Origin of the sequence: Solicola gregarius (genome assembly GCF_025790165.1) — a bacterium.
Lineage (GTDB): Bacteria > Actinomycetota > Actinomycetes > Propionibacteriales > Nocardioidaceae > Solicola > Solicola gregarius.
In genome coordinates, this window is the sequence record NZ_CP094970.1 from 3,434,405 (window position 1) to 3,458,247 (window position 23,843).

A 23,843-nucleotide genomic window follows, 5' to 3' on the forward strand; every position below is an offset into this window, starting at 1 on the left:
CGACGGACGAGCGCGACCACATCCGCTGGGAGCGTCACATCGCCCGGCCGTCCAGGACGAGCGACCAGCACAGCGCCGCGAATGCGAGGGTCGAGGTCCAGGCGCGAACCGTGTTCCAGGTACGCCAGCGCGCCTCGTTGAACGCGCGACGTACCCCCGCGAGGTCGGGGATCGTGTCGGGGTCGCCCGCGGCCTTCAGCGCGTCGTTGAGCGGGAGGTTCACTGCGAACGTGGTCACGAACGCGACCAGGTAGAGCGCGAGTGCGGCGAGTGTCCACGGCAGGGCATCGCGCCCGATCTGCGTACCTGCCGCGACGGCCGAGGAGATCAGGGCACCCATGAACCCGAATCCGAGGAACCACGGATTGAGGATCGCGCGGTCCATCGCCTGGAACGCCGCGACGAACGTACGGTCGTCGGTCGTCGCCAGCCCTCGCATGACGGTGTGGGCGTACAGACCGAACACTCCCGCGGTGAGCCCCGTCGCGAGGGTCGCGATGATGAGCACGGCGGTACGGATGGCATCCATGGTTCTCCAAGGTCGGGCTTCGTGTTGGCCCCTATTCCATCGCGGGGAGCCCCGGGCCGCCATCGGCGAGGCACGCGTACGCATAAGCGCTCGTCTCACGCATGCGCGACGGCGCGGGTGATCCGGTGGGGATACGATTGAGGGCGCACGGATCGTGCACGGACTCTGGGAGGTGACGGCTCATGCGAACCGAGCCTCCTAGTTATCGAACCAGCCCCGTCCATTAGTTGGTTGAGTTCTGAGCCGCGCCGAGTCCTGTCCTTCAGTTGACTCCGCGGCCCACCCACGTACGTTGCGAGGTGTCCGCCATGTCCGATCGCCGATTCGCAGGCCTGTTCCCATTTCCCCGCCGGTCGTCCCGGTCGGCGACGTCCCTGCTCGAGCACGAACCCGAGGACGATGACACGACGGTGCCGAGTGCGGTGGAGGAGAGCGTCATCGACGCCGCGATCTACCGGCACGGCGACCGCGTGGCTTCGCCGTCGACGCTCGCGGAGACGTTCGAGGCGTTGGGCGACGACGAACCGAGCACGTTCGCGTGGATCGGGCTGTATCGGCCCGACGAACGTCAGCTCGCTGCGGTGGCCGACCAGTTCGGCCTGCATGAGCTGGCGCTCGAGGACGCGATCGTCGCGCATCAGCGTCCGAAGGTGGAGCGGTACGACCAGACGCTGTTCGTCGTACTCCGAGCCGCACGCTACGTCGACGCGACCGAGGATGTGGAGTTCGGCGAGCTGCACTGCTTCATCGGGCCGAACTTCGTGGTGACGGTCCGGCACAGCGAGGCGCCGAACCTCGGCGCGGTGCGGCGACGGATGGAGAGCAACGCCGACCTACTCGAACGTGGCCCGGAGGCCGTGCTCTACGCGATCCTCGACAAGGTGGTCGACGGATACTCGCCGGTCGTCGCGGGCCTGGAGAACGACATCGACGAGATCGAGACCGAGGTGTTCGGCGGCGACCCGAAGGTGTCGCGGCGCATCTACGAGCTCTCGCGCGAGGTGATCGAGTTCCAGCGCGCCACCCATCCGCTGCGCGACATCCTCACCCGCCTGAGCGCCGGATTCACCCGCTACCAGGTCGATGCCGAGCTGCAGCGCTACCTGCGCGACGTACGCGACCACGTCGAGGTCGTGATCGAGCGCGTCGACGAGTTCCGCCAACTGCTTCGCGACATCCTCACCGTCAACGCCACCCTCGTGGCGCAACAGCAGAACGAGGAGATGAAGGCGCTCACGGAGTCGGGTCAGGCGCAGAACGAGGAGGTCAAGCGCATCTCCGCGTGGGCGGCGATCCTGTTCGCGCCGACGCTGATCGGCACCGTGTACGGGATGAACTTCGACCACATGCCGGAGACCCACTGGCAGCTCGGCTACCCGCTCGCGATCCTGCTGATGGCGCTCACCTGCGGCTGTCTGTTCTGGGCTTTCAAACGTCGCGGGTGGCTGTAGAAACCGCACCGCCGGGCGTACGCTGGAGCGCACTGGAACAGTCGTGTCAGTGAGGTGCTCATGGATCGATCCGTCGTCATTCGCAAGCTCTACCAGCCCGGCGATCTCGGCTGGGTCGTGATGACCCACGGCGAGACGTACGCGAAGGAGTACGGCTGGACGGCGGAGTTCGAGCAGCTGGTCGCGCGCATCATCGGCGAGTACGCGGCGGGCCGCGACTCCGCACGCGAAGCGGCGTGGATCGCCGAGGTCGACGGTGACCGCGCCGGCTGCATCGGCTGTTTCGCCGGAGAGCAACCGGACCTCGCCGTTCTGCGGGTGCTCCTGGTGCAGCCGCACGCGCGCGGCCTCGGGGTGGGGGCGCGGCTCGTCGAGGAGTGTGTCGGGTTCGCCCGGCTCGTCGGCTATCGCCGCATGACCCTGTGGACGGTCGGCATGCTGTCATCGGCGCGGCGGCTCTATCAGGCGGCCGGGTTCCGGCTCATCGACGAACGGCCGGAGCACAGGTTCGGCCATGACGTCGTCGGCCAGAACTGGGAGCTCGACCTCGATGGTTGACCCGTTGACATTTAAATGTCAACGGGTAGCATCACAACGTATGCGGACGACGATCAGGATGGATGACGAGCTGCTGGCGCAGGCCAAGGCGCTTGCCGCGCGTTCGCGCCGGAGCCTGAACTCGGTGATGGAGGACGCCGTCCGCGAGATGCTCGCGCGACATGAGGAGCGTGCGGACGCACCGATCGATCTGCCCACGTTCGAGGGAAACGGGCTTCTTCCCGGCGTCGATCTCGATAACACCGCCGGGCTGTACGACCTGATGGACGCCGATGAGGCTTCTTGACGTCAATGTCTTGGTCAACGCGCACCGTGAGGACGCGCCCGACCACGTCGACCATCACAACTGGCTGGCGGAGGCACTGGCAGGTGGCGAGCCGATCGGCATCACGACCCAGGTGCTCGCGGGATTCGTCCGTGTCGTCACCCATCGAAGGGTCTTCGATCCGCCCACTCCGTTGCCAGTCGCGCTCGAGTTCGCGTCGCGGCTTCGAGCCCACCCCGGCTGCGTGCCGATCGAACCCGGCCGACGGCATTGGGAGGTATTCGCGGGGCTCTGCCAGCAGTCGGACGCGCGTGGGAACCTGATAACGGATGCACAGCTTGCAGCGACCGCGATCGAGTCCGGGTGCGAGCTGGTCAGCTCCGACCGCGACTTCGCGCGATTCCCAGGTCTGCGATGGCGCCGCCCGCTGGACTGACTGCTGAAGGCCGACGACTGAGCAGGTCGCGAAGCCGCGCGCGGGCGCGTCCATGGTGCGACGATGGGATCGGACGAAGGAGAACCGATGACCGCACTGCTCAACCCCTACCTGAACTTCCGCACCGAGGCTCGCGCCGCGATGGACTTCTACCAGTCCGTGTTCGGCGGCGACCTCGATGTCAGTACGTACGGCGACTTCCAAGCCAGTGATGACCCGGCCGAGAAGGACAAGGTCATGCACTCGCAGCTGACGACGCCGACCGGCTTCACGCTGATGGCGTCCGATCTACCGGCGGCGATGCCGTACGAGGCGGGCAACAACTTCTCCGTCTCGCTCAGCGGCGGCACCGGCGACGAAGCCGAGCTGCGCGGCTACTGGGACAAGCTGGTCGAGGGCGGCACGGTCACGATGCCGCTCGACCGCGCGCCGTGGGGAGACTCGTTCGGCATCTGCACCGACAGGTTCGGCGTCGGCTGGTTGATGAACATCGCCGGTACGCCCGGGGAGTGACGCCGATCCACGACGATGCAACCGTCGCCCGTCGCGTCGTGGTGCACGGTCGTGTGCAGGGCGTGTTCTTCCGCGACACGTGCCGCCGCGAGGCGACCCGCCTCGGCGTCGCGGGGTACATACGCAACGAGCCCGACGGCACGGTGTCGGCCGAGTTCGAGGGCGCTCCCGTTGCGGTCGACGCGATGATCGCCTGGATGAGGCAGGGTCCGCGGCACGCGGTGGTCGACCGTGCAGACGTCGAGGAGATCTCGCCGAGCGGTCGCGAGGGTTTCCGCGTGGCGTGAGCGGACGGTACGCCTCGGCCATACTGATCGGATGCTGCTGATGAAGCCGTCGTGCGAATGCTGCGACGTCGACCTTGGACCCGACTCGCTGGTCGCGTGGGTCTGCAGCTTCGAGTGCACGTGGTGCAGCGCGTGTGTCGAGCGGTGCCTGAGTGGCGGCTGTCCGAACTGCGGCGGCGAGCTCACTCGGCGCCCGACGCGTGCCGTGGCGCAGCTCGTTGAGCACCCGGCGTCCGACGTACGGGTGCATCAGCCGGGGCTCCACAAGCCGACGACGGCCGCAGAGGCATGAGCGACCTGGACACGGTGATCCGTGCACCGCGGGTTGTCGTCGGCGGGCGCGAGGTCGCGGCGTCGGTCGGTATCCGCGACGGGTCGATCGTCGCGCTCGCGGAGTCCGACGCAGACCTGCGTACGCCGGAGGTCGTCGAACTCGGCCCCGATGAGGTGCTGTTGCCGGGCGTCGTCGACACACATGTGCACGTCAACGATCCCGGCCGCACCGAATGGGAGGGCTTCGTGTCGGCGACCCGCGCCGCGGCCGTGGGCGGAGTGACGACGATCGTGGACATGCCACTGAACAGCATCCCGCCGACCGTCGACGTCGACGCGTTGACGGTCAAGCGAGACGTCGCAGGCCCGCGGGCGTACGTCGATGTCGGCTTCTGGGGTGGCGCGATCCCCGGCAACGTGCGCGATCTGCGCGCCTTGCATGACGCGGGTGTGTTCGGGTTCAAGTGCTTCCTCGTGGATTCGGGCGTCGACGAGTTCCCCGCGCTCGACGACGCGGCGCTTGCACTGGCGATGAACGAGATCGCGGCCTTCGACGGTCTGTTCATCGTCCATGCGGAGGATGCGCACACCATCGACGGTGCGACAGGGCCCGAGGGCCGCGACTACCGTCGCTTCCTCGAATCGCGGCCGGGCGAGGCGGAGACCGTCGCGATCGCACGGGTGATCGACCTGGCGCGTACGACCGGTTGTCGCGTCCACATCGTGCATGTCTCGAGCGCCGATGCGCTCCCCGAGATTGCGACGGCACGACGCGCCGGCGTACACATCACTGCCGAGACGTGCCCGCATTACCTGACGTTCGGCGCCGAGGAAGTCCCCGCGGGTGGCACGCAGTTCAAGTGCTGCCCGCCGATACGCGAACGGGACAACCGCGAACGGCTCTGGGAAGGGCTACGTGACGGGTCACTGGACACGGTCGTGACCGACCACTCGCCGTCGACGGTCGAGCTCAAGCACCTCGACACCGGCGACTTCGGTACCGCGTGGGGCGGGATCTCGTCCCTGCAGCTCGGACTGCCGGCCGTGTGGTCCGGCGCCCGCGAGCGAGGCTTCGACCTGGCCGAGGTCGTCAGTTGGATGTGTGCGGGACCCGCACGACAGGTCGGGTTGCGACGCAAGGGAAGGATCGCGGTCGGCTACGACGCCGACCTGTGCGTGTTCGCTCCCGACGAGGACTTCGTGGTCGACGCGGTGCGCCTACAGCACAAGAACCCGGTCACGCCGTACGCCGGTCGTACGCTGACCGGAGTCGTACGCGAGACCTGGCTTCGTGGAGGCCGCGTCGACATCGCGGCCGATCCGCGTGGCCGCCTGTTGAAGCGAGGAGACGCATGAGCGAGCGAGCGGCGGCGACGTACTACGTACCAACGGGAGGTCACCCGGCGCAGACGGAGCTGACCACCGACCGAGCCGTGTTCACCGAGGCGTACGCCGTACTGCCGCGCGACACGATGCGCGACATCGTCACCAGTCGGTTGCCGTTCTGGGAGCAGACCCGCTGTTGGATCCTCGCGCGGCCCTTATCGGGTTTCGCGGAGACGTTCGCGCAGTACGTCGTCGAGGTCGCACCGGGCGGGGGGAGTGAGCGGCCGGAGCCGGATCCTGCTGCCGAGGCGGTGCTGTTCGTCGTAGCCGGCTCGGTGCGGGTGAGCGTCGATGGCACGACTCACGAGCTCGAGCCTGGTGGCTACGCGTACCTCCCGCCCGGTGCCGACTGGACCCTGCACAACTCTGGAGAGGGCAACACGACGTTCCACTGGATCCGCAAGGCGTACGCGCGGGTCGACGGCATTGAGCCTCCGTCCGCATTCGTCATCAACGAGTCGAACGTTGTCCCCGACGAGATGCCAGGCACACAAGGGAGATGGAGCACGCAGCGCTTCGTCGACCCGGTCGATATGCGACACGACATGCACGTCAACATCGTCAACTTCGAGCCCGGGGGAGTGATCCCGTTCCCCGAGACGCATGTGATGGAGCATGGCCTGTACGTACTCGAGGGCAAGGCCGTCTACCTGCTCAACAAGGACTGGGTCGAGGTGCAGGCAGGCGACTTCATGTGGCTACGAGCGTTCTGTCCGCAGGCCTGCTATGCCGGCGGCCCCGGACGATTCCGCTACCTGCTCTACAAGGACGTCAACCGGCACGTGCCGCTCAGTCCAGCGCCGAACGTCCCTCGCTGAATTCACTGCACGAGTCAAGTGTGTGCGTAACGTGGCCGGCACTACACCGACCCGGCGTGCTCGGTCGGACAGTGCCCGGTGCCCGTCCTCGAGATTCCCGACGGAGTGGTTCGGTGAAGATCCGACCGGACCTCGGTCAGTCGATGCCTTCGACGATGCGGAAGTCGCGCTCGACGCCGTCGGAGAGCGCGACCAGCGCCTCCCGGTAGGCCGCGCTCGCGTGCGCCGCGACGGCCTGTTCGAAGCTGTCGAACTCGACCAGGACGGTGCGCTCGGCGATTCCGGCGTCATGCGCCACGACCGGACCGCCACGGACGAGGGTCCGACCGCCCCCGGCCTTGACCGCGGGAGCGGCCAGCTTGTTGTAAGCAGCCAGCTTCTCAGGGTCTGAAATGGTGCGGTAAACGCTGACCCAGTAGCCCTTGGGCATGGAACCTCCAGTGTTGGGATGAGTGCATCTGACTTGCCGGTTGGTCTCGTTCTTCGCGCCTGACGGATCGGAGCCGGCTCGGTTCGAACACAAGGAGAGCCGGTAGTTGGCCGGTGGACCGGCTCGCCGAGCTCCCGGGCTGAGCTCATCGGTTGGTCCCGGTCCTCATGGGGAGGAAGTCGGCGAAGCGAGGCGCGCCGGGCTCGTGCGGCACGCGCGTGGCGCGCGCAGCGAAGCTGATGGCGTGATACCACCCGCACAGCAGGAGCAGATCGAGCAGCTGGGGCTCGTCGAAGACCGATACGAGCCGTGCCCACAGCGCGTCATCGATGTCGGAATGCTCGTGCAGTGCGTCGACGGCGAGGATGAGCAGCCGTTCCCGCTCGGACGTCCAGCACTCGTCACCGGGGCCGCCGTGCACCAGGGATGCCGTCTGCTCGCGGGTGAGCCCGACACGTTCGGCGAACACCATCGTGTGCACGCCCCACTCGTACTCGCTGCCGCACAGCGCGCATGTCCGGTCGATGGCGATCTCGCGCTCCCTCATGGTCAGGGTCAGCGCTCGGCCCAGCTCGTAGCGCCCCCATCCGTGCATGGCGCTGGCCATCGGGAGGTTTCTGGCGAGCATCCGGAACAGCCCGATCGGCGACGCGTCCCCGGGCATCATGCGCGCGAGCAGCGCGCCGGCCTGGTCGGCGTACGGCGGTTCCAGCAGGGCTATTCGCGACATGGGTACTCCCGTTGAGTCTGTTGCTAAATTAGAAACAACGAAAATGTATACTCGCATTTCGAATAACGAAACGCAAGGAGCGTCATGTCAACACCGCGCCCAGGAGCACCGGTTCGTGGATCGACGACCGGCCGTCCGATCATGGCCGTGATGGATCTCTTCGGCCGTCGGTGGGCGCTGCGAATTCTCTGGGAGCTGCGCGCGGGTCCGCTCGGTGCACGTGCGCTGCTGGCACGGTGTGCAGGCCTGTCGTCCAGTGTCCTCTACCAGCGGCTTCGCGAATTGACGTCAAGTGGGATCGTCGCCCGCTCAGCCGATGGCTATGAGCTCACTCGGCTGGGGGCGGCACTCGGTCATGCCCTCCAACCGCTCGACGAATGGGCGATCACCTGGGCGCAGACGCTCGAGCAGAACGATCAGACTCCTGTGGAGCCATGAAGGTCGCGGGCCGCCAGTTCTTTGCCCACGCGTACGATCAGGGATGCGTGTCCGAGCGCGTCAGGGTCCACGGCTGGTGACGGAACGCCAGGGTGTCGACCGTGCCGTCGAGGTGTTGCTACAACGTGCCGGAATCTTCCACTGGGCATGGGCGTCATGCTCGCCGTCGACGCGGCGCTCGCGAGCACGCTCGGCGTACTCGGCTGGCTGTGAGAGCAGTATGTGCGTAGCCACTGCTCGACCGATGGACTTTCGTCCTCGGTCTCGTCTGCACAGGCAACCACACGTTTCGGCCGACCAGTAGACGGAGCACTGCATGCGCAGAATCGTTGTTTCAATGTGGACCACGCTCGACGGATATGTGGCCGGACCACAGGACCAGATGGACTGGCTGTCGCCGGACGACCAGATGATGCAGTACGAGATCTCCCTCGTGACCGACGCCGAGGCGCTACTGCTCGGCCGGATCACCCACGGGGACTTCGCCGGGGCCTGGCCCGCGATGGCTCGCGACGAGAGTCAGCCACCCGAACGCCGTGCCTACGCGCAGCGGGTGGACGACATGCCCAAGCTCGTCGTTTCCCGATCCGGGAGGACCGCAGACTGGGGCAACACCTCGCGCATCGAGTCGCTCGATGCGGCCACGGTGACGGACCTCAAGAACGACGGCGACGGCGATCTCGTCATCTATGGCAGTCTCGGCGTGATCGACGCGCTACGAGAACTGGACATGATCGACGAGTACCACCTGCTCGTGCATCCGACGGCTATCGGCGAGGGAAAAGCCCTGTTCGGCGGGCCCACTCGTCTGCGCCTGCGCTCCGCCGAGACGTTTCCCTCGGGCGTCGTCCTGATGCGTTTCGGCCGGGCCTAGGAGCCACGCATCGGCGCGCGGTGCCGGTCGGCCCGACGACCCGGTCGCCGACAGCATCCTGCCGAGTGGTCACACCGCTCAGACCAGCTCGCCGCGCTTCCTGCTGAGGTACGCGCGCTCGGCGGAGTTCTGGGTGGAGTCGATGGCGGCGTCGTACGACTCCTTCGCCTCGGCGGTCCTGCCGAGCCGGCGGAGCAGGTCGGCGCGGGTGGCGTGCCACGCGTGGTAGCCCACGAGCGGCAGGCGGTCGACCAGGGTGAGGCCGACCTCCGGGCCGTCCAGCTCCGAGACCGCGACGGCGCGGTTGAGTGCCACGATCGGCGACGGGTCGAGCTGAGTCAGCTGGTCGTACAGCGCGACGAGCTGCGACCAGTCGGTATCCGGTGCGCTGGGAGCGTCGGTGTGGACGGCGTTGATCGCGGCGAGTAGCTGATAACGGCCGGGTCGGTTGATCGCGAGGCACTCGCGTACGAGGTGGTGGCCCTCCGCGATCAGTGCGTGGTCCCAGCCGGCGCGATCCTGCTCGGCGAGCGGGACCAGCTGCCCATTCCGCACCCGGGCCTCGCGCCTGGCCTCCGTGAGTACCAGCAGCCCGAGTAGCCCGGCCGCCTCCGGCTCGCCGGGGAGCAGCTCGCGGAGGACCCGGGTCAGTCGGATGGCCTCGCCGGTGAGCTCGGCGCGCACCGGGTCGCCGTCGCCGGTGGCGAGGTAGCCCTCGTTGAAGACGAGGAACAGTACGGTCAGCACACCTCCGAGCCGGTCGGGGAGGTCGGCGGCCTCCGGCACCCGGTAGGGCACGTTCGCGGCCGCGATCTTCTTCTTCGCACGCGTGATCCGCTGCCCCATGGTCGTCTCGGCCACGAGGAACGCCTGCGCGATCTCGGTCACGGTCAGCCCACCCAGGAGGCGGAGCGTCAGCGCGACTCGTGCCTCCGGCGCGAGCGCGGGGTGGCAGCAGGTGAACAGCAGCCGCAACCGGTCGTCCTCGACCGGTCCGGTGGGTTCGTGAGGTGTGTCGTCGTATGACATGTAGGCCGCCTGGTGCTTCGCATCGCGCTGCTTCTCGCGGCGGATCCGGTCGATCGCGCGGTTGCCCGCAGTGGTGGTGAGCCAGCCTCCGGGGTTGGGCGGTGTTCCGGACTCCGGCCACTTCTCCAGCGCGGCCACGAGCGCCTCGCCCGCCGCCTCCTCGGCGATGTCGATGTCACCGAAGCGGCGGACGAGCGAGGCGATCACGCGGCCGTACTCTTCACGGAAGACCCGCTCGACGGCCGCCGACTCGCTGCGCATCGATCGGTCGTCGCCCGGGCCGGCTCAGGCAATGCCGTCGAACGGGCGGACCTCGACCTTGCCCCGGCACGCCTTGGACGCCTTGGCGGCGAGCCCGAGCGCCACATCGAGATCGGGCGCGTCGACGACCCAGAAGCCGCCGATGACCTCCTTGGTCTCGAGGTACGGGCCGTCGGTCACCAGCGGCGCCTCACCCCGGCCATCGACGACGGTCGCCGTCGTTGCCGCCTGGAGCCCGCCGCCGAAGACCCAATAGCCGTCGGCGTGCAGCTGGTCGTTGAAGGCGCCGGTCGCGGCGAACGCCGCCTCCATCTCCTCTTCGGAGCCGTAGTTGCCGAACTCGCTCATTTCGGCGGGGCCGTGCACGGCCATCAGGTAGTGCGTCATCTGACTTCTCCTCAGTCCGGGCGGTCCCGGTGACCGCCTTGTACTCCCACCACGAACGGCACTCCGCCGATACGACATCCGCCACCGTCGAGGCTAGCTGCCGTTCGGCGCGCTGTCGCGGATCGCACCGCCTCCGTCCCGGCGCTGTTCACCGCGCATCGGAGCGTCAAAACATTTCTTTCTCGGAACCTGTCGGATCCGTGCCCGCCCGTTCGTGGACGGGGTATGAGCGGGTCGCACCGTGCGGCCCGCCGAGGAAACGGAGCTCGAGATGTCCACCACCACCAGCACCCAGGTCCCCACTCGTACGACCCCCAGCGCGCCGGCCGCGGCGGCAGGTCGGCAGCCGGTTTGGAAGCACGGAGTCGCCTCTGCCGCCATCGCCTCGGTCGCGACGACCGTCCTGGCGGCGATCGCGTCGGCCTCCGGCGTCTCGTTCGCCGACAGCACGGGCACGAGCATCCCGATCGCCGCGTTCGCACAGCTGACGCTGGTCTTCTCGCTCGTCGGCGTCGGCATGGCCGCCGTCATGGCGCGCAAGGCGCGTCGGCCGCGGACGACGTTCGTGCGGACGTCCGTCGCTCTGACCGCACTGTCCTTCGTCCCGGATCTCACGTTCGGGTTCGACGGCGGTTCCGCCGCCACCCTGATCATGCTGCACACGGTCGCCGCGGCGATCGTGGTACCGACCCTGGCGGGGCGGCTCGCACGTACGCGATGATCGGGCTCGAACGGTGCCGATGCCCTCGCTCCGCCGCGTTCGTGGCGGAGCTGAAGGCCGTGGTTCACCGGCTCGGGGGAAGGACGCTAATCGCGACTCATCATCGCGAGTGCTTCCTTCTCGAGGTCGACGTAGGGCTCGCCCGAGACGTCGACGATCACTTGGTCGATCGTAGCGCCTTCCAGGGCCCAGGGCCTGTCGAACGGGTAGTCCGAGGTCACCGGGGCGCCGCCGTCGCGGCCGACGTTCAACCCTCTCCGCACAGGTTGAACTTGCCGTTCTGAATCATGACGTCATCGAGCTCGGCGACCAGCGTGTCGCCGATGAACATCGCGAGCGAGCCCGTCGTCGCTCCGGGAGTCTGGGACTGTTTCGTGAACTCGACGCCGACGACGCAGCTCCCCTGCGGCAGCGCCTCGTCGCAGGCGAGCAGCTGCTCCTTCTCGCCGAGATAGTTGTACACGTATCGGAGCCTGCCCTCCTTGAGGTAGAGCGCGTGCCCGCCGAAGTGGTGGCCATGTGCGAACACGACGCCGCCTGCGTCGGTGTTCTTGATGTCGAGGGAGGCAGCGATCTTGAACGATCGTCCTCGTACGTTGACCGCGACCGCCTCGGGCACCTCGAGGGTGCCCGGGAAGTAGACGTACTGGTCGCGGGGCGCGCTCATCTGTGGTCGCGGCGTCGTCAGGACGTCGATCGCGGTGCGGTCCTCGAGCGGAAGGCCGTGGTACTGCCCGGCCTCGAAGTGCCATAGCGCCTTGAGCTCCTCGAGGAGGGCCGGGTGCTCGTCGGCGACGTCGTGGCACTCCGAGCGGTCCTCGTCGACGTGGTACAGCGCCCACTTGTCTTCGGAGAAGTGACTCCAGTCGGACGGAGCGCCGGCGTGGAGTGCCTCTGCCTTCCAGCCGTCGCGCCAGATCGCCCTCGTCCCGAGCATCACGTAGAACTGGCTGGGCTTCTGGGTCTTCGCTGTGGCGTCGTCGAAGCTGTACTTGAAGCTGGTGCCCTCCAGGGCCCATTGCGTGTAACCCTTGACGACCTCCGGTGGTTCGACGTCCAGGCACTCGTACACGGTGGGGACGATGTCACTGCAATGCGCGTACTGATGACGGACCTCGCCTCGCGCCTTCATCCCAGCCGGCCAATGCACGACCATCGGGTCGGCGACGCCGCCCTCCCACGTGTGTCGCTTGAACATCTTGCAGGGCGTGTTGAACGCGAACGCCCACCCTGTCGAGTAGTGGTTGTACGTCTCGGGCGAGCCGAGCGCGTCGAGGAACGTCAGGTTCTCGTCCATGTCGTCCATGACGCTGTTGAAGAACTTGTTCTCGTTGACCGATCCGTTCGGACCGCCCTCACCCGACGCGCCGTTGTCCGAGATCCACACGATCAAGGTGTTGTGGAGTTCGCCGGTCTTCTCGAGGTAGTCGATCAGCCGTCCGAGCTCGTGGTCGGTGTAGCTGGAGTATCCGGCGTACACCTCGGCCATTCGGACCATCAACTGCTTCTCGCCCTCGGAAAGGGAGTCCCACGGACGGACGAGGTCGAACGGGGACTGCTCCTTGCCGTCCACGCTCGTCACTCCGGCCATCGGGTTGATCTGCGACAGCTCGGTGTTCTCCGGGAGGATCCCCAGCTGCTTCTGGTTGGCGAGGATCTGCTCGCGGATCTTCTCGTAGCCCTCGTCGAAGACGCCGTGGTACTTGTCCGCCCACTCCTTGGGAGCATGATGCGGAGCATGGTTCGCACCAGGGCAGAAGTACATGAAGAACGGCCGCTCGGGAGCGACCTGCTTCGCATCGCCGATCATCCCGATCGCTCGGTCGACGAGGTCCTTGGACAGGTGGTACTTGTCGCCCAGGCCCTCGGCCCACTCCTCGGCGTCCTTCGGCGGGTCATAGGGCTGGTCCGCGAACTGCTGATCCTGGACGAGATCCGGGTACCAGTCGTTGGTCTCGCCGCCGAGGAACCCGTAGTAGCGCTCGAAGCCGCGGCCGGTCGGCCAGTTGCGCTTCGAGGAGGCCATGTTCGTCTCGTCTTCTGGACAGCAGTGCCACTTGCCCAGCATGTACGTGTTGTAACCGCGCTCGCCGAGGACCTCGGCGATGGTGGCGGTCTCGAACGGAATGTGCCCGTTCGATCCGGGGAACCCCGTCGTCGCCTCGGCGATGCACGCCATTCCGACCGTGGTGTGGTTCCGGCCGGTCAACATCGAGGCGCGGGTCGGCGAGCAGATCGCCGTCGTATGGAACTGGGAGTAGCGCAGGCCGTCGTCCGCGAGTCGCTGCAGGGTCGGCATCTCGATCGGCCCGCCGAACGGCGAAAGCGCACCTAAGCCCGTGTCGTCCCACACGACGAAGATGACGTTCGGTGCGCCGTCGGGCGCCGTGGGCTGCTCGTACGGCTCCCAGTCAGGTACCGAGTCGCGAATGTCGAGGTTGATGACACCCTTGAACGGTCTGGTCATGATGTGCTCCCGTCGGTCGTGCCCGGCCCGACAACTCGGGCCCCGTCACCCAGCTCTGCTTGCGACGAAGCGCCGTGCAACGCTCAGGCTGATGTCCGCACCGTCCTGGGCACCCCGCGTCGTTCACCCATCCCCATGGCTTCCTCGTTCGCACCTGCTGGCGCGGCGTTGTACGCAAGGCACTGTTGGATTCTGCAATGGGCGACGGCCGAAGGCATCATCCCCACAAGACGAGTTGCCGCGTTCCTGCCGGGCGGTTGCGGTTGGGACATCACCCCCTGCCCGAGTACGTGGGCGGTGAACCTCGACGTCTCGATGCAGCGCGGCACTCGGCGGCACTCGTACGCGCCGCCTCCCTGCGCCGGCTACGGCCGGTGGAGCCTGCCCTTCTCGCGGATGCCGCTGCCGTCGAACCAGTACACCTGGAGCCGGTTCTTCGGCCACTTGTGAACCCGGGTGCGCCCATTGCCGCAGTTGCCGGAGTCGAACCATGCTCGCTCACGGAAGACCCGCCAGCCGGTCTTGGTGCGCTTGAGGAAGCGCAGCTTCGTACGACAGAGCACCGACCCGTCGGATGTGGAGCGGTACACCGCGGTTCCGCTTAGCCTGCCCGCGTCGTTGCGCTTGATCCGCAGCTGAGTGCGCATGTAGAACCCCAGCGTGTTGTCGCGCTTGCCCTGCCAGTGACCGGTGATATGCCAGCGCTTTGCGGTCGCGTCGCCGGCCGTCTCAGCCCGATCCTGGGACGGATCGGCGCCGTGCGCCGCGGTCGTCGTGACGGAGAACGTAAGTGCCGCCACCAAGGCGACCGTGACACCTCTGAGCATCGCAGCCCTCTCTGTTGTGTGCCGGACGGTATCAGTGTCCGGGTCCATCGCTACCGGATCCACCGCACGCTCGCTCACGTCGAGATCGCCCCGGCGACCATGCGGTCCGTCCGCGAGTATCGTCCAGACGTGGACACCACCTCCTCGCCTCGCGTCCTCGTGATCGGGCTCGATCCGTACCGCGTGCCCGGGCCATGGGACCCCGCCCCGGTGGCCGAGGGGATCCAGGCGGGCCTGGCGAAGTTCGCCGCACATGGTGTCGGAGTCGAGACCTGCCTGGTCGGTCTCGACGGAAGCGACGATGTGCAAGCGGTCGTCGGCGACGCGCTGCAGGCCCATGCGTGGGAGTGCGTCACCGTCGGCGGTGGACTTCGACACTCCGACGATCAGGTCGAACTACTCGAGCAGGTAGTCAACCTGGTTCGGCGACACGCACCCGATGCGGCCATCGCGTTCAACAGCACCCCCGCAACCACCTACGAGGCAGCTGCCCGGTGGATCAGGTGACGTCAGCGGCAAGTCACCTGGCCTGCGGCCCGAGGGGCCAGTGTGGTGCGGCATCAGGGACTCGAACCCCGAACCCACTGGTGTTCGTAGGCGCTGACCTGCCACACGTGAACTGATCACTGGTTGTCGATGAGCAGCTCGTGTAGGTCGATCGCGGTCGGGTTGGTTTCGCCAACGCGGACAGCGGCCTGCACTTTGCTGGATGCGTCGTCGTCGCGTGGCTCGAGATAGTGCACGCCGTCGCAGCGCAGCGTACGAACCGACGCCGGCTCGACGGCGATGACCGAACCGCACGGGGCAGGCAGCGTGACGGCAGCCGTGTCACCCACGCTACAAACCGGGACGCTGAGATGAACTTCTGATCGGCCACTGCCGCGCTGCTCGAGCGGGCGCCATCACGGCGTCCGGGGCCGTGCCCTCAAGGGCCGGGCACGTCCTCCTCAGGGCGGAGGGTCGCCCAGATGCGCGCCAGGTCCCGTAGGTCGTCATCGTTTAGCCGGTCGAAGAAGAGGCGACGCAGGTCCGCATGCTGCTGTCGCCATGCCTTGCGCAGGACAGTCCGGCCTTCTGGAGTCAGCACTGCAACGAAACCGCGCTTGTCCGCGGCAGCCTGCTTACGCTCGATGAGGCCGCGGCGTTCAAGCCTGTCCGCAAGGCGAGTGAAACCACCGGTCGACATCAGGCGCTGCCTGGCGAGATCCGACATGCGCATGCCGTGACGGCCGGCGCGGCCGAGCAATGCCAGGACGCTGTACTCCGCCATGCTGACGTTCAACGGGTCCAGTCCAGCCTCGACCTCGGTCCATAAGCGGTCGTGCGTGTAGAGAAAGCCCTGCCACGCCTCCTGCTCCAGTTCGGTCAAGCGCGGTGCAGTCATTTGCGCCAGCCTACCGCAACGCGTGTCTGCACAGACAGCAGGAATATTTGTCTGCGCAGGCAGAGTTATCCTGGATGACGGCACAGATGTCGTCTCGAGCCCGAAGAGGAGAACACAATGACTGAGAACGAACGACCTGAATCGGGGCCGATGGGCGATCGTGTGAGGTACGACGAGCCGAATCCGGGCGTGGCTCGGGCGACGCTGACCCGTTCGGAGAACGGGAACATGCAGGACGTGCGGCTCTTCTATCAACTCGACGCGGCGTACAGGCGGGCAGCAGCCGACGACTCGGTACTTGTGTTCGTGATCGCTGCAGAAGGCGATGATTTCTCGCTCGGCCACGACGTCGAGGCGTTGTTCAGCATTGAAGGCATGGACCAGGTCACGCTGGAGGGCGGATTCGGGCGCGACGGCGTAGCGGGCGACCTGGCGTGGGAGACGGAGGTTTTCCTCGAGCTGCACTGGCGTTGGCGCAACTTCCCGAAGCCAGTCGTTGCCGCCGTCCAGGGTCGGGTTTTCGCGGGCGGCATGATGACGATGTGGCCCGCCGACCTGATCGTGGCTAGCGAGGACACGACCTTCGCCGACCCGGTGACCGGGTTCGGCATCAGTCACGTCGAGTTGTTCATGCATCCGTGGGAGCTCGGCGCCCGCAGGGCCAAGGAATTCCTCTTCACCGGGGAGACGATGACGGCGACGGAAGCGAAGCAGATCGGCATGGTCACTCGCGTCGTCGCGCGCGATGAACTGGAGCCCGCCACGCTCACCCTCGCCGCGCGCATCGCAGCCCGTCCCGCTTTTGGCCTTCGAATGGCCAAGAAGTCCGTGAACCAAACGCTGGACATTCAGGGGCAGTGGAACGCGCTCCAGGCGGCGTTCGCGGTGCACACGCTCGGACACGCGCACAGCCGCATCGCGCACGACGGCGCGTACATCGACCCCGCTGGATTCGCCCTCACCCGCGAGATCTGGGGCCTGCCTGACACCGAGGTGTGATCTCGGCCGTCCCGACCGTTCCGCGCCCGGTTCCGGTTCCCCAAACGAAAGGAGACAGAACATGTATGACACCGACGTCACCCTCCCCGGCCATGTGGCCGATTCCAGGGAGCGGCCCGCGTTCGAGATAGGACAGATGACGTTTGTCGAGATCACCGCCGACCCGGTCACGGGCAGCACGCCGACAGGGCAACGGCGGTCCCGCGACACGATCGAGCAGGCCCGAGTCGCAGACCAGGTTGGACTCGACCTCTTCGCTGTGGGTGAGCATCACCGCACCGACTTCGTCGGGTCGGCCCCGGCGATGGTTCTGGCGGCTGCTGCCGAGGCGACCGAGAAGATCCGCCTGACCAGCTCGGTCACCGTGCTCGGCTCGGACGATCCGGTCCGGGTATGGGAGCAGTTCGCCACGCTCGACCAGTTTTCCGGTGGGCGTGCCGAGATTATCGCCGGCCGCGGCTCCTACACCGAGTCGTTCCCGCTATTCGGCTACGAGCTGGCCGACTACGCCGACCTCTTCCGGGAGAAGCTCGATCTCCTGCTCCAGATCCGCGCACGAAACCCCATCAGTTGGCAGGGTAGATTCCGACCCGACCTCGACAACGCCGACATCGGACCGCGTGCGGTCCAGGACCTGCTACCGATCTGGGTCGGCGTCGGCGGCACCCAGGCCTCAGCGATCAGCACAGGACGGCTGGGCCTTCCCATGGCCCTTGCGCTGCTTCTAGGCCCGCTCACTCTCCATGAGCAGACCGTCGACTTGTACCGGCAGGCTGCCGAGCAGGAAGGTCACGACCCGGCGACGCTGCGGACCAGTATCAACCTGCACGGCTACGTCGCCCGCACCAGCCGGAGAGCACGGGATGTGATGTATCCGTATTTCGCCCAGGGGATGATGGACAACAACCACCAGCGCGGCCGTGGTTTTGCCATGCCGCGGGCGGCGTTCGACGCTCAGACCTCTCCGGCCGCCGGCCTCGTCGTCGGCAGTCCCCAGGAGGTGATCGACAAGCTGCTCGCCTACCACGACATCTACGGCCTGGATCGAGCCTTGATCCAGGTTGGATTCGGCGGCATGCCACAGAACGAGGTGCTGGAGGCGCTCGATCTGCTCGGCACCGAGGTCGCCCCGGTGGTCCGCCGGGAAGTCGCGGCACGGAAGGGAGATCCGGCATGACGAGCAAACTCGATTATGCGCCGACAACCTCAACTGGCGAGCAGGTTACGGCCACGCCCCGACGTGCACTGCGCGTCGCCGTGGTCAATGGCAGCCCCAGTGAGAAATCCAAGACGATGGGACTCGTCGACGTGGTGCTGCAGACCCTTGCCCGCATGCTCGCCGACGAAGCCGTAGCTATCGAGCAGGCGCGTGTCGATGTCTACCGCCTCGGCCCTACCTTCACCGGCGCCCTCGAACGCGAGGGCATCGCGTCCGACGTCGAAGACGCTCTACGACGGGTTGAGCAGGCCGACCTGCTGATCGCCGCGACCCCTGTGTTCCGCGGGTCCTACGCAGGCCTGTTCAAGCACTTCTTCGACCTCGTCGACCAGTACGCGCTCGCGAACAAGCCCGTGCTCCTCGCGGCCACGGGGGGAGGTGAGCACCATGCGCTGGTCCTCGAGCACGCGCTGCGCCCGTTGTTCGGGTTCTTCCAAGCGTTGACCGTGCCGGTCGCCGTCTTTGCCTCCTCCAGTGATTTCGACGGTACGACCCTGCTCACCCCACGGGTCTACGGTCGCATCGAGATGGCGATCACCGATGTCATCGGGCTGCTCGTTACCCGAGCCACAGCCAGCTGACACGGGCCAACCAAGCTTCGACGGGACCGCCCTATCGCCGGAGAAGACTCGCACGAACGCAGTCACGGTCTCCGGAGCCCTGATCGTCGCTCTGTTCCGGCCACACCGACCGTCGACGTCTGCATCCCGGGCCGGCCGGAACACAACCCGCCGGCACGGGCGGTCAGACACGGCACCCAAGAAGAGATGCTGATACCAAGACAATCCTGATATGCGGAAGCGAAGGTGTAAAGCGCCGACAGCGCGACGGCGCCGTGAGGGACGCAACCGCTGAGACCCAACTCAGCGCGAACCCACCTGCCAGTGAAGACCTGGAGCTGTTCATCGACTCCGGTCAGACCGGCGAGGCCGCCAGTTTGACCAAAGGGTGAGTACAGCATGGTCTGCGGCCTTGGAGGGCCTGTGTGGTGCGGCATCAGGGACTCGAACCCCGAACCCACTGATTTGCCTCAGGACGATTTGACGTTGGTGGACGATCGCGATACTCGCTCAACCATGGGCGTATTGCTGTTTACGAGTGTTGGTGATAGGTGGCTGTTTTCGGCAGATTTGCGGGCACTAAGCGGGCACCATGGTCTCGGACCATGTGAGAACGCCACCCCCGGCAGACTTCGATTTCGGGGGTGGCGTTCTGTTCGGCGCTGGTGCGGTCGGTGCGGTCGAAAGGATAGGGAACCGCTCTCGCACCATCGTTCCGGTTCCGGCGGGTGAGCGACTTCATGGAGTCCCCGTGCGGGCCGGTGGCGTTGACGCCGGCTAGGAGCTCGACTTTTCGGCGATGCAGAATCGGGCGATCTGCCAGGAGTCGAGTGGTACGTCGGTGATGTAGATGAACGTGTCGGCGAGCTTGGTATCGAACGTTGACTCGACCTGCACGCGGTCGCCGATCCTCACGTCGGTGTCGGCGGGCAGCGTGACGTCGTATCGGCTGACGGTCCACTGTGCGCCCCCGGCGTCGAACTCGGCCGGTGTGGCGTACTGCGGGCGGACCAGCATCGGGCCGGTGTAGCGGTCGGCGAAGATGGGCGTCTCCTCGCCGATCTCGTCGTCCCACTCGGTCTCGCCGGTGTCGTAGCTGACCGTGCCGGTATCGGAGAGCATGTCCCCGATCCGGCCACGGAGCAACTCCACGTTGGGGCGCATCACATAGCCCGCTTGCGGTACTGGTGGAGTACGGCGAGCTCGGGCAACGTCCACCCTGAGAACGTGCCGTGACGGATCGTCAGCTCACCGATCGACTCCTCGACGGTGCCGGTTGGGTTGACGACCAGACGCGCGCACGAGGACACGATGACGGCCGCGAGGTCGACGCTGGGCGCATCGGTGGACGCGTCGAATCCCTTGCCGCGCACGTAGGCACGGACCATGGCGCGGACGGCCGGGAGGTGCTTGGCGGCCAGGCCGAGCGCCGCCGCGTCACCGGTACGACCGATGAACGCGACGACGTCGCCGGGTAGCGGCTCGGCCATGGTCAGCTCGAGCTCGAACTGGACTCGTCGTCCTCGGTGAGCTTGACGAGGGCCAGCGGGTGAGTGAACGCGAACGCCACACGCATGGTTGCCTTCACGCCGACGCGATCGGACGAGAAGTACGCCGACTTGTCGACTTCCAGCCTCGTGTTGTCGCGGACGACGAACTGCACGAACCGGGAGTCGATGCCCCAGATGGTGCCCGCGGTGAGCTGGCTCGACACGACGAGGGGGACGCCGAGGATGCGGCGCTGGCCCGGCTCGGTCGCCGACGCACCCAGGAGCGGCTCGTTGCTGCCGGTCGCCTTCTTCACCTGCGCCAGCGTGAGCGCGTCGGCGGCACTGGCGATGAAGAAGTTCAGGCTGCCGCCCTGAGCCTCGGCCTTGGAGATGGCCTCGGCGAACGGGTCCGTGTTGGTCCAGCCGCCACCGACCACCGAGGTCGTGAGCGACCCGAGACCGGCCGGTCCGTTGCTGGTCGTGTTGGCGAAGAACGCCGCATCGACCTTGCGCGAGATGTCGCGGGCGAGACCTTCACCGACCACCTGCTGAGCCGCGGGGCTCGAGTCCTCGGCGAGCTCGCGGCTGATGATGGTCAGTCCGGCCACCTTCGACGGGGTGACCTCGAGCTCGTCCATGGTGGCGTCGTCCGGGGTGATCTCTGCACCCTCGGCGACCCATGCGGCGCTCGGGTCCTCGGTGACGAGGGGCACGCGGTACGAGGTCGAGGAGACGTTGACGACGGTCCCGGTCTGAGCGGCGACCGATCCGTCGAGGACGGGCTGGACGACGAGCGCGCCGATCTGCTCCGGGAGCAGGCCGCCTACGTCGTCTGTCGATGTGTACATGGCCATGGTGGTTATTCCTCCGCTAACGATGATCACGAGTCCTCCGGGATTCGGGGACTTCGGATGCCGCGGGCGGTCAACGCCTCACACGGTCTCGCTCTAGCGAGGGGAGCCGGGACGATGCCTGCACCTGTCCCGACTCCCCCATGATACCCGACAGGGGTACCTAGCTGCGGATCACGCTCGCCCAGGTGGTCGACGTGTCGGACCCGCCACGGTTGCCGAGCCCGACGTCCCCGCCGTACGCGGGCTGTGCCAGGTGCGGTTTCGCCTCCACGAGCTCGGCCACTGCGGCGTCGACCTTCTCGCGGTCCACGTTGCCGTCGTCGTCGAGCAGTGTCTCGGAGAACGGGAGGTCGGATCCGTCGTGGAGCTTGCCGGGTCCGGCCGCGAGTCGGCCGACTTCGGCGGCTTGCAGAGCACTGATGCGCTCGAGCAGGGCGTCACGTTCGGCACGGGCCTCGTTGCGCTCCACGCGGTAGCGTGCGGCCTCGGGGTTGCCCCTGCGACCCTCGGTCTCCTCGGCGGTCTGCTCGTCGCTCTCGGGCGGGTCCTGCGGCGTCTCGGTGGCTTCGGTGGTCTCGGTGCTGGTGTCAGTGGTCATCATGGGGTTTCCTTTCGTCGTTGGCGATGGCCGCCATCTGGTCGGCCGAGATGATGAATCCGCTCACCCGGTGCCGGGTGACGCCGAGCGGTTGCCCGTCGACGTCCTCGGTCAGGGTCTGGATCGGGTGGTACTCGCGGGCGTGACGTCGCCATGCCTCGGTCCAGGTGTCGTCGGTCGGGCTGGTCATGCGGTCACCGGGACGGGTTCGCACTGGCATCCGGGATGCCGGTGGAACGGGGTGCCGCCTGGGTAGACGTACCCGTCCTTGTAGAGCCACTGGCACAACGGACACGGATCGGCGTCGAGGCCACGGCGGTAGCCTCCGACGCCGTGCTCGGCGTACGCGCGTACGACGCCTTGCTGCATGGCGTTGACGGGTTCGGAGCGGGCCACCCGTACGACGCGAGGCTCGAGGGACTCCGGGTCGTCCAGGGCCTCGCTCAGCGTCGTGACCGCCTTCGTGAGGCGCTGGACCTCGGCTACGTCGTCGGGCAGGCTCAGGCCGAGCGGTGAGGCGTCAATGCCCATGAGGCGAAGCTGTCGAGCGGCGTACAGGTCGGCCACGACGGTGCCGCCCCGGTTCACCCGGATGAACAGGCGGGCAAGCTGTGTCTGCCAGGCCATGTCTGACAGTGCGCCCGCGATCCACTGCGCCAACAGTGCGACGCCCGCGCGTTCGGCCATCGTCGCGAGGCTGTCGGCGTACTGCTGGAACAGCACGCCCTCGGCACTCGGCGGAACCTGCTCGGTCGGGGCCGTCATGACGTCACGACCTGACCGAGGTCGACCCCGAGCGCGTCGACCGACTCGACCCGGCGGGCCTGCCGAATCTCGGTGATCTCGTCCTCGCTGTACCCGAGCTTGCGCAGCGCGTACGACGCGGGCAGCACACCGGCCTGCACCAGCTTGACCGCGGCGTCGGCCTCCTGAGCAACCGAGCGGGTCGCGGCGTCGGCCCAGCGCACGCGGACGTCGACCGAGCTCGGAGACACCTTGTCGCGCACGGCGACGGCCAGCCTGCCCACCTGCTCCCAGCTACGGCCGAACGCCTGCTGGCGGGCCTCGGCACGTGCGGTGAGTGCGGCCTCGGATGCGCGGATGCTGTCTGCGCTGGTTGGATTGTCGCCCTGCTGGCCGAGCATGTGCGGCGGCAGTCCCGTGACGGCCGATATCTCCTGCACGAGGGTGCGGATCATCGTCTCGTATCCCGCGAGGTCGGCTCCGGGAAGTTGTCCGAAACGAGCCTCGTGCGACTCGCTCACCATCGCCCGATCGCCCTCTGGAATGGGATTCACGGACTCGCCGGTCTCCTCGTCGAGCTCAAGCTCGATTCCTGTCGCGAATCTTCGAGGCCGTGCGGTGTATTCGCTTGCCACAAGGGCATCGGTCGAAACCTTGACCAGTGCGTCGGTCAGTGAGAGTACATCGGCCATCTCCGAGCGGCCCTCGTCGAGGATCCCCGAACTGTTGACGAACGGCACGACGGGCACCTGACCGAGCGGGTTGTCGAGGGTCTCCACGACGCGTAGGCCGCCAGTCGTCGCGCCGCGGGTGTTCGCCCGGAGCCGGGTCACCCGATGCGGCTCGAACAACGACGCCTCGGTCGTGCTGTCGGTGTTCCACCGCTTGAGCGCGGCGACAGGCTGACGGGTGCCGGGGTCGAGCAGGACGGTTACCTGCTTCGCCGACTCCGCGGAGATGTTCGGAGAGCCGTCCGGGTTGCCCCAGCACAGGATGTAACTCGTCCCGGTCGCGAGCGCCTCGCGATGCACTGCCCCCGAGGTCTGATCGGCATCGTTCGCAAGCCAGGCCGGCCATACCTCGGCACCGTCGAAACCCACGATGCGGAGACGTTCGGCCACGGCCTCCACGAGCAGACGCGGCACGTTCACCGAGACGCGGTGCAGGCGATCACCCAGGGCAGTCTTGGCTTCGGGGCTCAGGAATGAGAGCGGCTGTAGGCCGTTGTAGTACGCCTCGAGTGCGGCGTACGTCGACTGCGGGGCGTCCAGCTTCTTGATCAGGGTGTCGAGCAACTTGTCGGTCATGGGTTCTC

33 protein-coding genes are annotated in these 23,843 nt (G+C 67.1%); 16 read left to right on the forward strand and 17 right to left on the reverse strand.

Features of this window, described 5'->3' with window-relative positions; all coding sequences use genetic code 11:
* Positions 1–34 precede the first annotated feature (34 nt).
* The gene (locus tag L0C25_RS16820) at positions 35–529 is read right to left on the reverse strand and encodes an anthrone oxygenase family protein (protein ID WP_271632844.1); all 495 of its coding nucleotides are present in this window, start codon (positions 527–529) and stop codon (positions 35–37) included.
* 308 nt (positions 530–837) lie between these two features.
* Between L0C25_RS16820 and corA the strand changes: the two genes are divergently transcribed.
* The 9 genes from corA to L0C25_RS16865 all read left to right on the forward strand — a co-directional run bounded on the left by corA (position 838) and on the right by L0C25_RS16865 (position 6,516).
* Complete coding sequence (gene corA, locus L0C25_RS16825; protein ID WP_271632845.1) at positions 838–1,980, forward strand: magnesium/cobalt transporter CorA; 1,143 nt, start codon at positions 838–840, stop codon at positions 1,978–1,980.
* Between the two features lie 60 nt (positions 1,981–2,040).
* Positions 2,041–2,538 carry a GNAT family N-acetyltransferase gene (locus L0C25_RS16830; protein ID WP_271632846.1) on the forward strand — a complete coding sequence of 166 codons (498 nt, stop codon included), beginning with the start codon at positions 2,041–2,043 and terminating at the stop codon, positions 2,536–2,538.
* 40 nt (positions 2,539–2,578) lie between these two features.
* Complete coding sequence (locus L0C25_RS16835; protein ID WP_271632847.1) at positions 2,579–2,824, forward strand: ribbon-helix-helix protein, CopG family; 246 nt, start codon at positions 2,579–2,581, stop codon at positions 2,822–2,824.
* Positions 2,811–3,239 (forward strand): type II toxin-antitoxin system VapC family toxin, encoded by a 429-nt coding sequence (locus L0C25_RS16840; protein WP_271632848.1) that lies wholly within the window; start codon positions 2,811–2,813, stop codon positions 3,237–3,239. Before L0C25_RS16835 ends, L0C25_RS16840 begins: the two co-directional genes overlap by 14 nt.
* A gap of 87 nt (positions 3,240–3,326) precedes the next feature.
* Complete coding sequence (locus tag L0C25_RS16845; protein ID WP_271632849.1) at positions 3,327–3,752, forward strand: VOC family protein; 426 nt, start codon at positions 3,327–3,329, stop codon at positions 3,750–3,752.
* Positions 3,749–4,039, forward strand: coding sequence for an acylphosphatase (locus L0C25_RS16850; RefSeq protein ID WP_271632850.1), 291 nt, complete (start codon positions 3,749–3,751; stop codon positions 4,037–4,039). Before L0C25_RS16845 ends, L0C25_RS16850 begins: the two co-directional genes overlap by 4 nt.
* A 31-nt stretch (positions 4,040–4,070) precedes the next feature.
* Entirely contained in the window at positions 4,071–4,331 is a 261-nt protein-coding gene (locus L0C25_RS16855) for a DUF1272 domain-containing protein (protein WP_271632851.1), read from the forward strand.
* Complete coding sequence (gene allB, locus L0C25_RS16860; protein WP_271632852.1) at positions 4,328–5,668, forward strand: allantoinase AllB; 1,341 nt, start codon at positions 4,328–4,330, stop codon at positions 5,666–5,668. The genes L0C25_RS16855 and allB overlap by 4 nt, the downstream gene beginning before the upstream one ends.
* Complete coding sequence (locus L0C25_RS16865; protein WP_271632853.1) at positions 5,665–6,516, forward strand: bifunctional allantoicase/(S)-ureidoglycine aminohydrolase; 852 nt, start codon at positions 5,665–5,667, stop codon at positions 6,514–6,516. Before allB ends, L0C25_RS16865 begins: the two co-directional genes overlap by 4 nt.
* A 136-nt stretch (positions 6,517–6,652) precedes the next feature.
* Here the strand turns inward: L0C25_RS16865 and L0C25_RS16870 are convergent, their stop codons facing one another.
* The gene (locus L0C25_RS16870; protein ID WP_271632854.1) at positions 6,653–6,946 is read right to left on the reverse strand and encodes a DUF1330 domain-containing protein; all 294 of its coding nucleotides are present in this window, start codon (positions 6,944–6,946) and stop codon (positions 6,653–6,655) included.
* A 145-nt stretch (positions 6,947–7,091) separates the two neighbouring features.
* Positions 7,092–7,676, reverse strand: coding sequence for a carboxymuconolactone decarboxylase family protein (locus L0C25_RS16875; protein WP_271632855.1), 585 nt, complete (start codon positions 7,674–7,676; stop codon positions 7,092–7,094).
* Positions 7,677–7,760: 84 nt separating this feature from the next.
* Here L0C25_RS16875 and L0C25_RS16880 point away from each other — a divergent pair, with 84 nt between their 5' ends.
* Entirely contained in the window at positions 7,761–8,114 is a 354-nt protein-coding gene (locus tag L0C25_RS16880; RefSeq protein WP_271632856.1) for a winged helix-turn-helix transcriptional regulator, read from the forward strand.
* Between the two features lie 316 nt (positions 8,115–8,430).
* Positions 8,431–8,988, forward strand: coding sequence for a dihydrofolate reductase family protein (locus L0C25_RS16885; protein ID WP_271632857.1), 558 nt, complete (start codon positions 8,431–8,433; stop codon positions 8,986–8,988).
* A 78-nt stretch (positions 8,989–9,066) separates the two neighbouring features.
* On the opposite strand, the gene L0C25_RS16890 is transcribed toward L0C25_RS16885, so the two are convergent.
* Both L0C25_RS16890 and L0C25_RS16895 read right to left on the reverse strand, forming a co-directional pair.
* Positions 9,067–10,278 (reverse strand): RNA polymerase sigma factor, encoded by a 1,212-nt coding sequence (locus tag L0C25_RS16890; protein WP_271632858.1) that lies wholly within the window; start codon positions 10,276–10,278, stop codon positions 9,067–9,069.
* Positions 10,279–10,302: 24 nt separating this feature from the next.
* A complete protein-coding gene (locus L0C25_RS16895; protein ID WP_271632859.1) occupies positions 10,303–10,665 on the reverse strand; it encodes a YciI family protein in 363 nt (120 codons plus the stop codon).
* A 271-nt stretch (positions 10,666–10,936) separates the two neighbouring features.
* Here L0C25_RS16895 and L0C25_RS16900 point away from each other — a divergent pair, with 271 nt between their 5' ends.
* A complete protein-coding gene (locus L0C25_RS16900; protein ID WP_271632860.1) occupies positions 10,937–11,386 on the forward strand; it encodes a DUF6069 family protein in 450 nt (149 codons plus the stop codon).
* A gap of 86 nt (positions 11,387–11,472) precedes the next feature.
* Here the strand turns inward: L0C25_RS16900 and L0C25_RS16905 are convergent, their stop codons facing one another.
* From L0C25_RS16905 to L0C25_RS16915, 3 genes are all read right to left on the reverse strand, one after another.
* Positions 11,473–11,637 (reverse strand): hypothetical protein, encoded by a 165-nt coding sequence (locus L0C25_RS16905; RefSeq protein ID WP_271632861.1) that lies wholly within the window; start codon positions 11,635–11,637, stop codon positions 11,473–11,475.
* The gene (locus tag L0C25_RS16910) at positions 11,634–13,853 is read right to left on the reverse strand and encodes an arylsulfatase (protein ID WP_271632862.1); all 2,220 of its coding nucleotides are present in this window, start codon (positions 13,851–13,853) and stop codon (positions 11,634–11,636) included. The genes L0C25_RS16905 and L0C25_RS16910 overlap by 4 nt, the downstream gene beginning before the upstream one ends.
* Before the next feature lie 365 nt (positions 13,854–14,218).
* Entirely contained in the window at positions 14,219–14,680 is a 462-nt protein-coding gene (locus L0C25_RS16915; RefSeq protein WP_271632864.1) for a hypothetical protein, read from the reverse strand.
* Between the two features lie 129 nt (positions 14,681–14,809).
* On the opposite strand from L0C25_RS16915, the gene L0C25_RS16920 reads away from it, so the two are divergent.
* Positions 14,810–15,187 (forward strand): hypothetical protein, encoded by a 378-nt coding sequence (locus L0C25_RS16920; RefSeq protein ID WP_271632866.1) that lies wholly within the window; start codon positions 14,810–14,812, stop codon positions 15,185–15,187.
* Between the two features lie 116 nt (positions 15,188–15,303).
* Here L0C25_RS16920 and L0C25_RS16925 read toward each other — a convergent pair whose 3' ends face one another.
* Together L0C25_RS16925 and L0C25_RS16930 are read right to left on the reverse strand one after the other, a co-directional pair.
* Positions 15,304–15,516, reverse strand: coding sequence for a type 2 periplasmic-binding domain-containing protein (locus L0C25_RS16925; protein ID WP_271632867.1), 213 nt, complete (start codon positions 15,514–15,516; stop codon positions 15,304–15,306).
* An 89-nt stretch (positions 15,517–15,605) separates the two neighbouring features.
* On the reverse strand, positions 15,606–16,064 hold the full coding sequence (locus tag L0C25_RS16930; RefSeq protein WP_271632868.1) for a MarR family winged helix-turn-helix transcriptional regulator: 459 nt from the start codon (positions 16,062–16,064) through the stop codon (positions 15,606–15,608).
* A gap of 162 nt (positions 16,065–16,226) precedes the next feature.
* On the opposite strand from L0C25_RS16930, the gene L0C25_RS16935 reads away from it, so the two are divergent.
* From L0C25_RS16935 to L0C25_RS16945, 3 genes are all read left to right on the forward strand, one after another.
* Positions 16,227–17,063 (forward strand): enoyl-CoA hydratase, encoded by an 837-nt coding sequence (locus L0C25_RS16935; RefSeq protein WP_271632869.1) that lies wholly within the window; start codon positions 16,227–16,229, stop codon positions 17,061–17,063.
* A 61-nt stretch (positions 17,064–17,124) separates the two neighbouring features.
* Positions 17,125–18,240: an LLM class flavin-dependent oxidoreductase gene (locus tag L0C25_RS16940; RefSeq protein WP_271632870.1), complete on the forward strand. Its 1,116-nt coding sequence runs from the start codon at positions 17,125–17,127 to the stop codon at positions 18,238–18,240.
* Positions 18,237–18,863 carry an NAD(P)H-dependent oxidoreductase gene (locus L0C25_RS16945; protein ID WP_271632871.1) on the forward strand — a complete coding sequence of 209 codons (627 nt, stop codon included), beginning with the start codon at positions 18,237–18,239 and terminating at the stop codon, positions 18,861–18,863. Before L0C25_RS16940 ends, L0C25_RS16945 begins: the two co-directional genes overlap by 4 nt.
* A gap of 756 nt (positions 18,864–19,619) precedes the next feature.
* Here L0C25_RS16945 and L0C25_RS16950 read toward each other — a convergent pair.
* The 7 genes from L0C25_RS16950 to L0C25_RS16980 all read right to left on the reverse strand — a co-directional run bounded on the left by L0C25_RS16950 (position 19,620) and on the right by L0C25_RS16980 (position 23,835).
* Positions 19,620–19,964, reverse strand: a complete 345-nt coding sequence (locus tag L0C25_RS16950; protein ID WP_271632872.1) for a DUF6093 family protein — start codon at positions 19,962–19,964, stop codon at positions 19,620–19,622.
* A 41-nt stretch (positions 19,965–20,005) separates the two neighbouring features.
* Positions 20,006–20,332 (reverse strand): hypothetical protein, encoded by a 327-nt coding sequence (locus L0C25_RS16955; RefSeq protein ID WP_271632873.1) that lies wholly within the window; start codon positions 20,330–20,332, stop codon positions 20,006–20,008.
* Positions 20,333–20,334: 2 nt separating this feature from the next.
* Positions 20,335–21,186 carry a phage major capsid protein gene (locus tag L0C25_RS16960; protein ID WP_271632874.1) on the reverse strand — a complete coding sequence of 284 codons (852 nt, stop codon included), beginning with the start codon at positions 21,184–21,186 and terminating at the stop codon, positions 20,335–20,337.
* A 160-nt stretch (positions 21,187–21,346) separates the two neighbouring features.
* A complete protein-coding gene (locus L0C25_RS16965) occupies positions 21,347–21,787 on the reverse strand; it encodes a hypothetical protein (RefSeq protein ID WP_271632875.1) in 441 nt (146 codons plus the stop codon).
* Positions 21,774–21,974 carry a hypothetical protein gene (locus tag L0C25_RS16970; protein ID WP_271632876.1) on the reverse strand — a complete coding sequence of 67 codons (201 nt, stop codon included), beginning with the start codon at positions 21,972–21,974 and terminating at the stop codon, positions 21,774–21,776. The genes L0C25_RS16965 and L0C25_RS16970 overlap by 14 nt, the downstream gene beginning before the upstream one ends.
* Positions 21,971–22,549 carry a hypothetical protein gene (locus L0C25_RS16975; RefSeq protein WP_271632877.1) on the reverse strand — a complete coding sequence of 193 codons (579 nt, stop codon included), beginning with the start codon at positions 22,547–22,549 and terminating at the stop codon, positions 21,971–21,973. Before L0C25_RS16975 ends, L0C25_RS16970 begins: the two co-directional genes overlap by 4 nt.
* Positions 22,546–23,835 carry a phage portal protein gene (locus L0C25_RS16980; RefSeq protein WP_271632878.1) on the reverse strand — a complete coding sequence of 430 codons (1,290 nt, stop codon included), beginning with the start codon at positions 23,833–23,835 and terminating at the stop codon, positions 22,546–22,548. Before L0C25_RS16980 ends, L0C25_RS16975 begins: the two co-directional genes overlap by 4 nt.
* Positions 23,836–23,843: the final 8 nt, after the last annotated feature.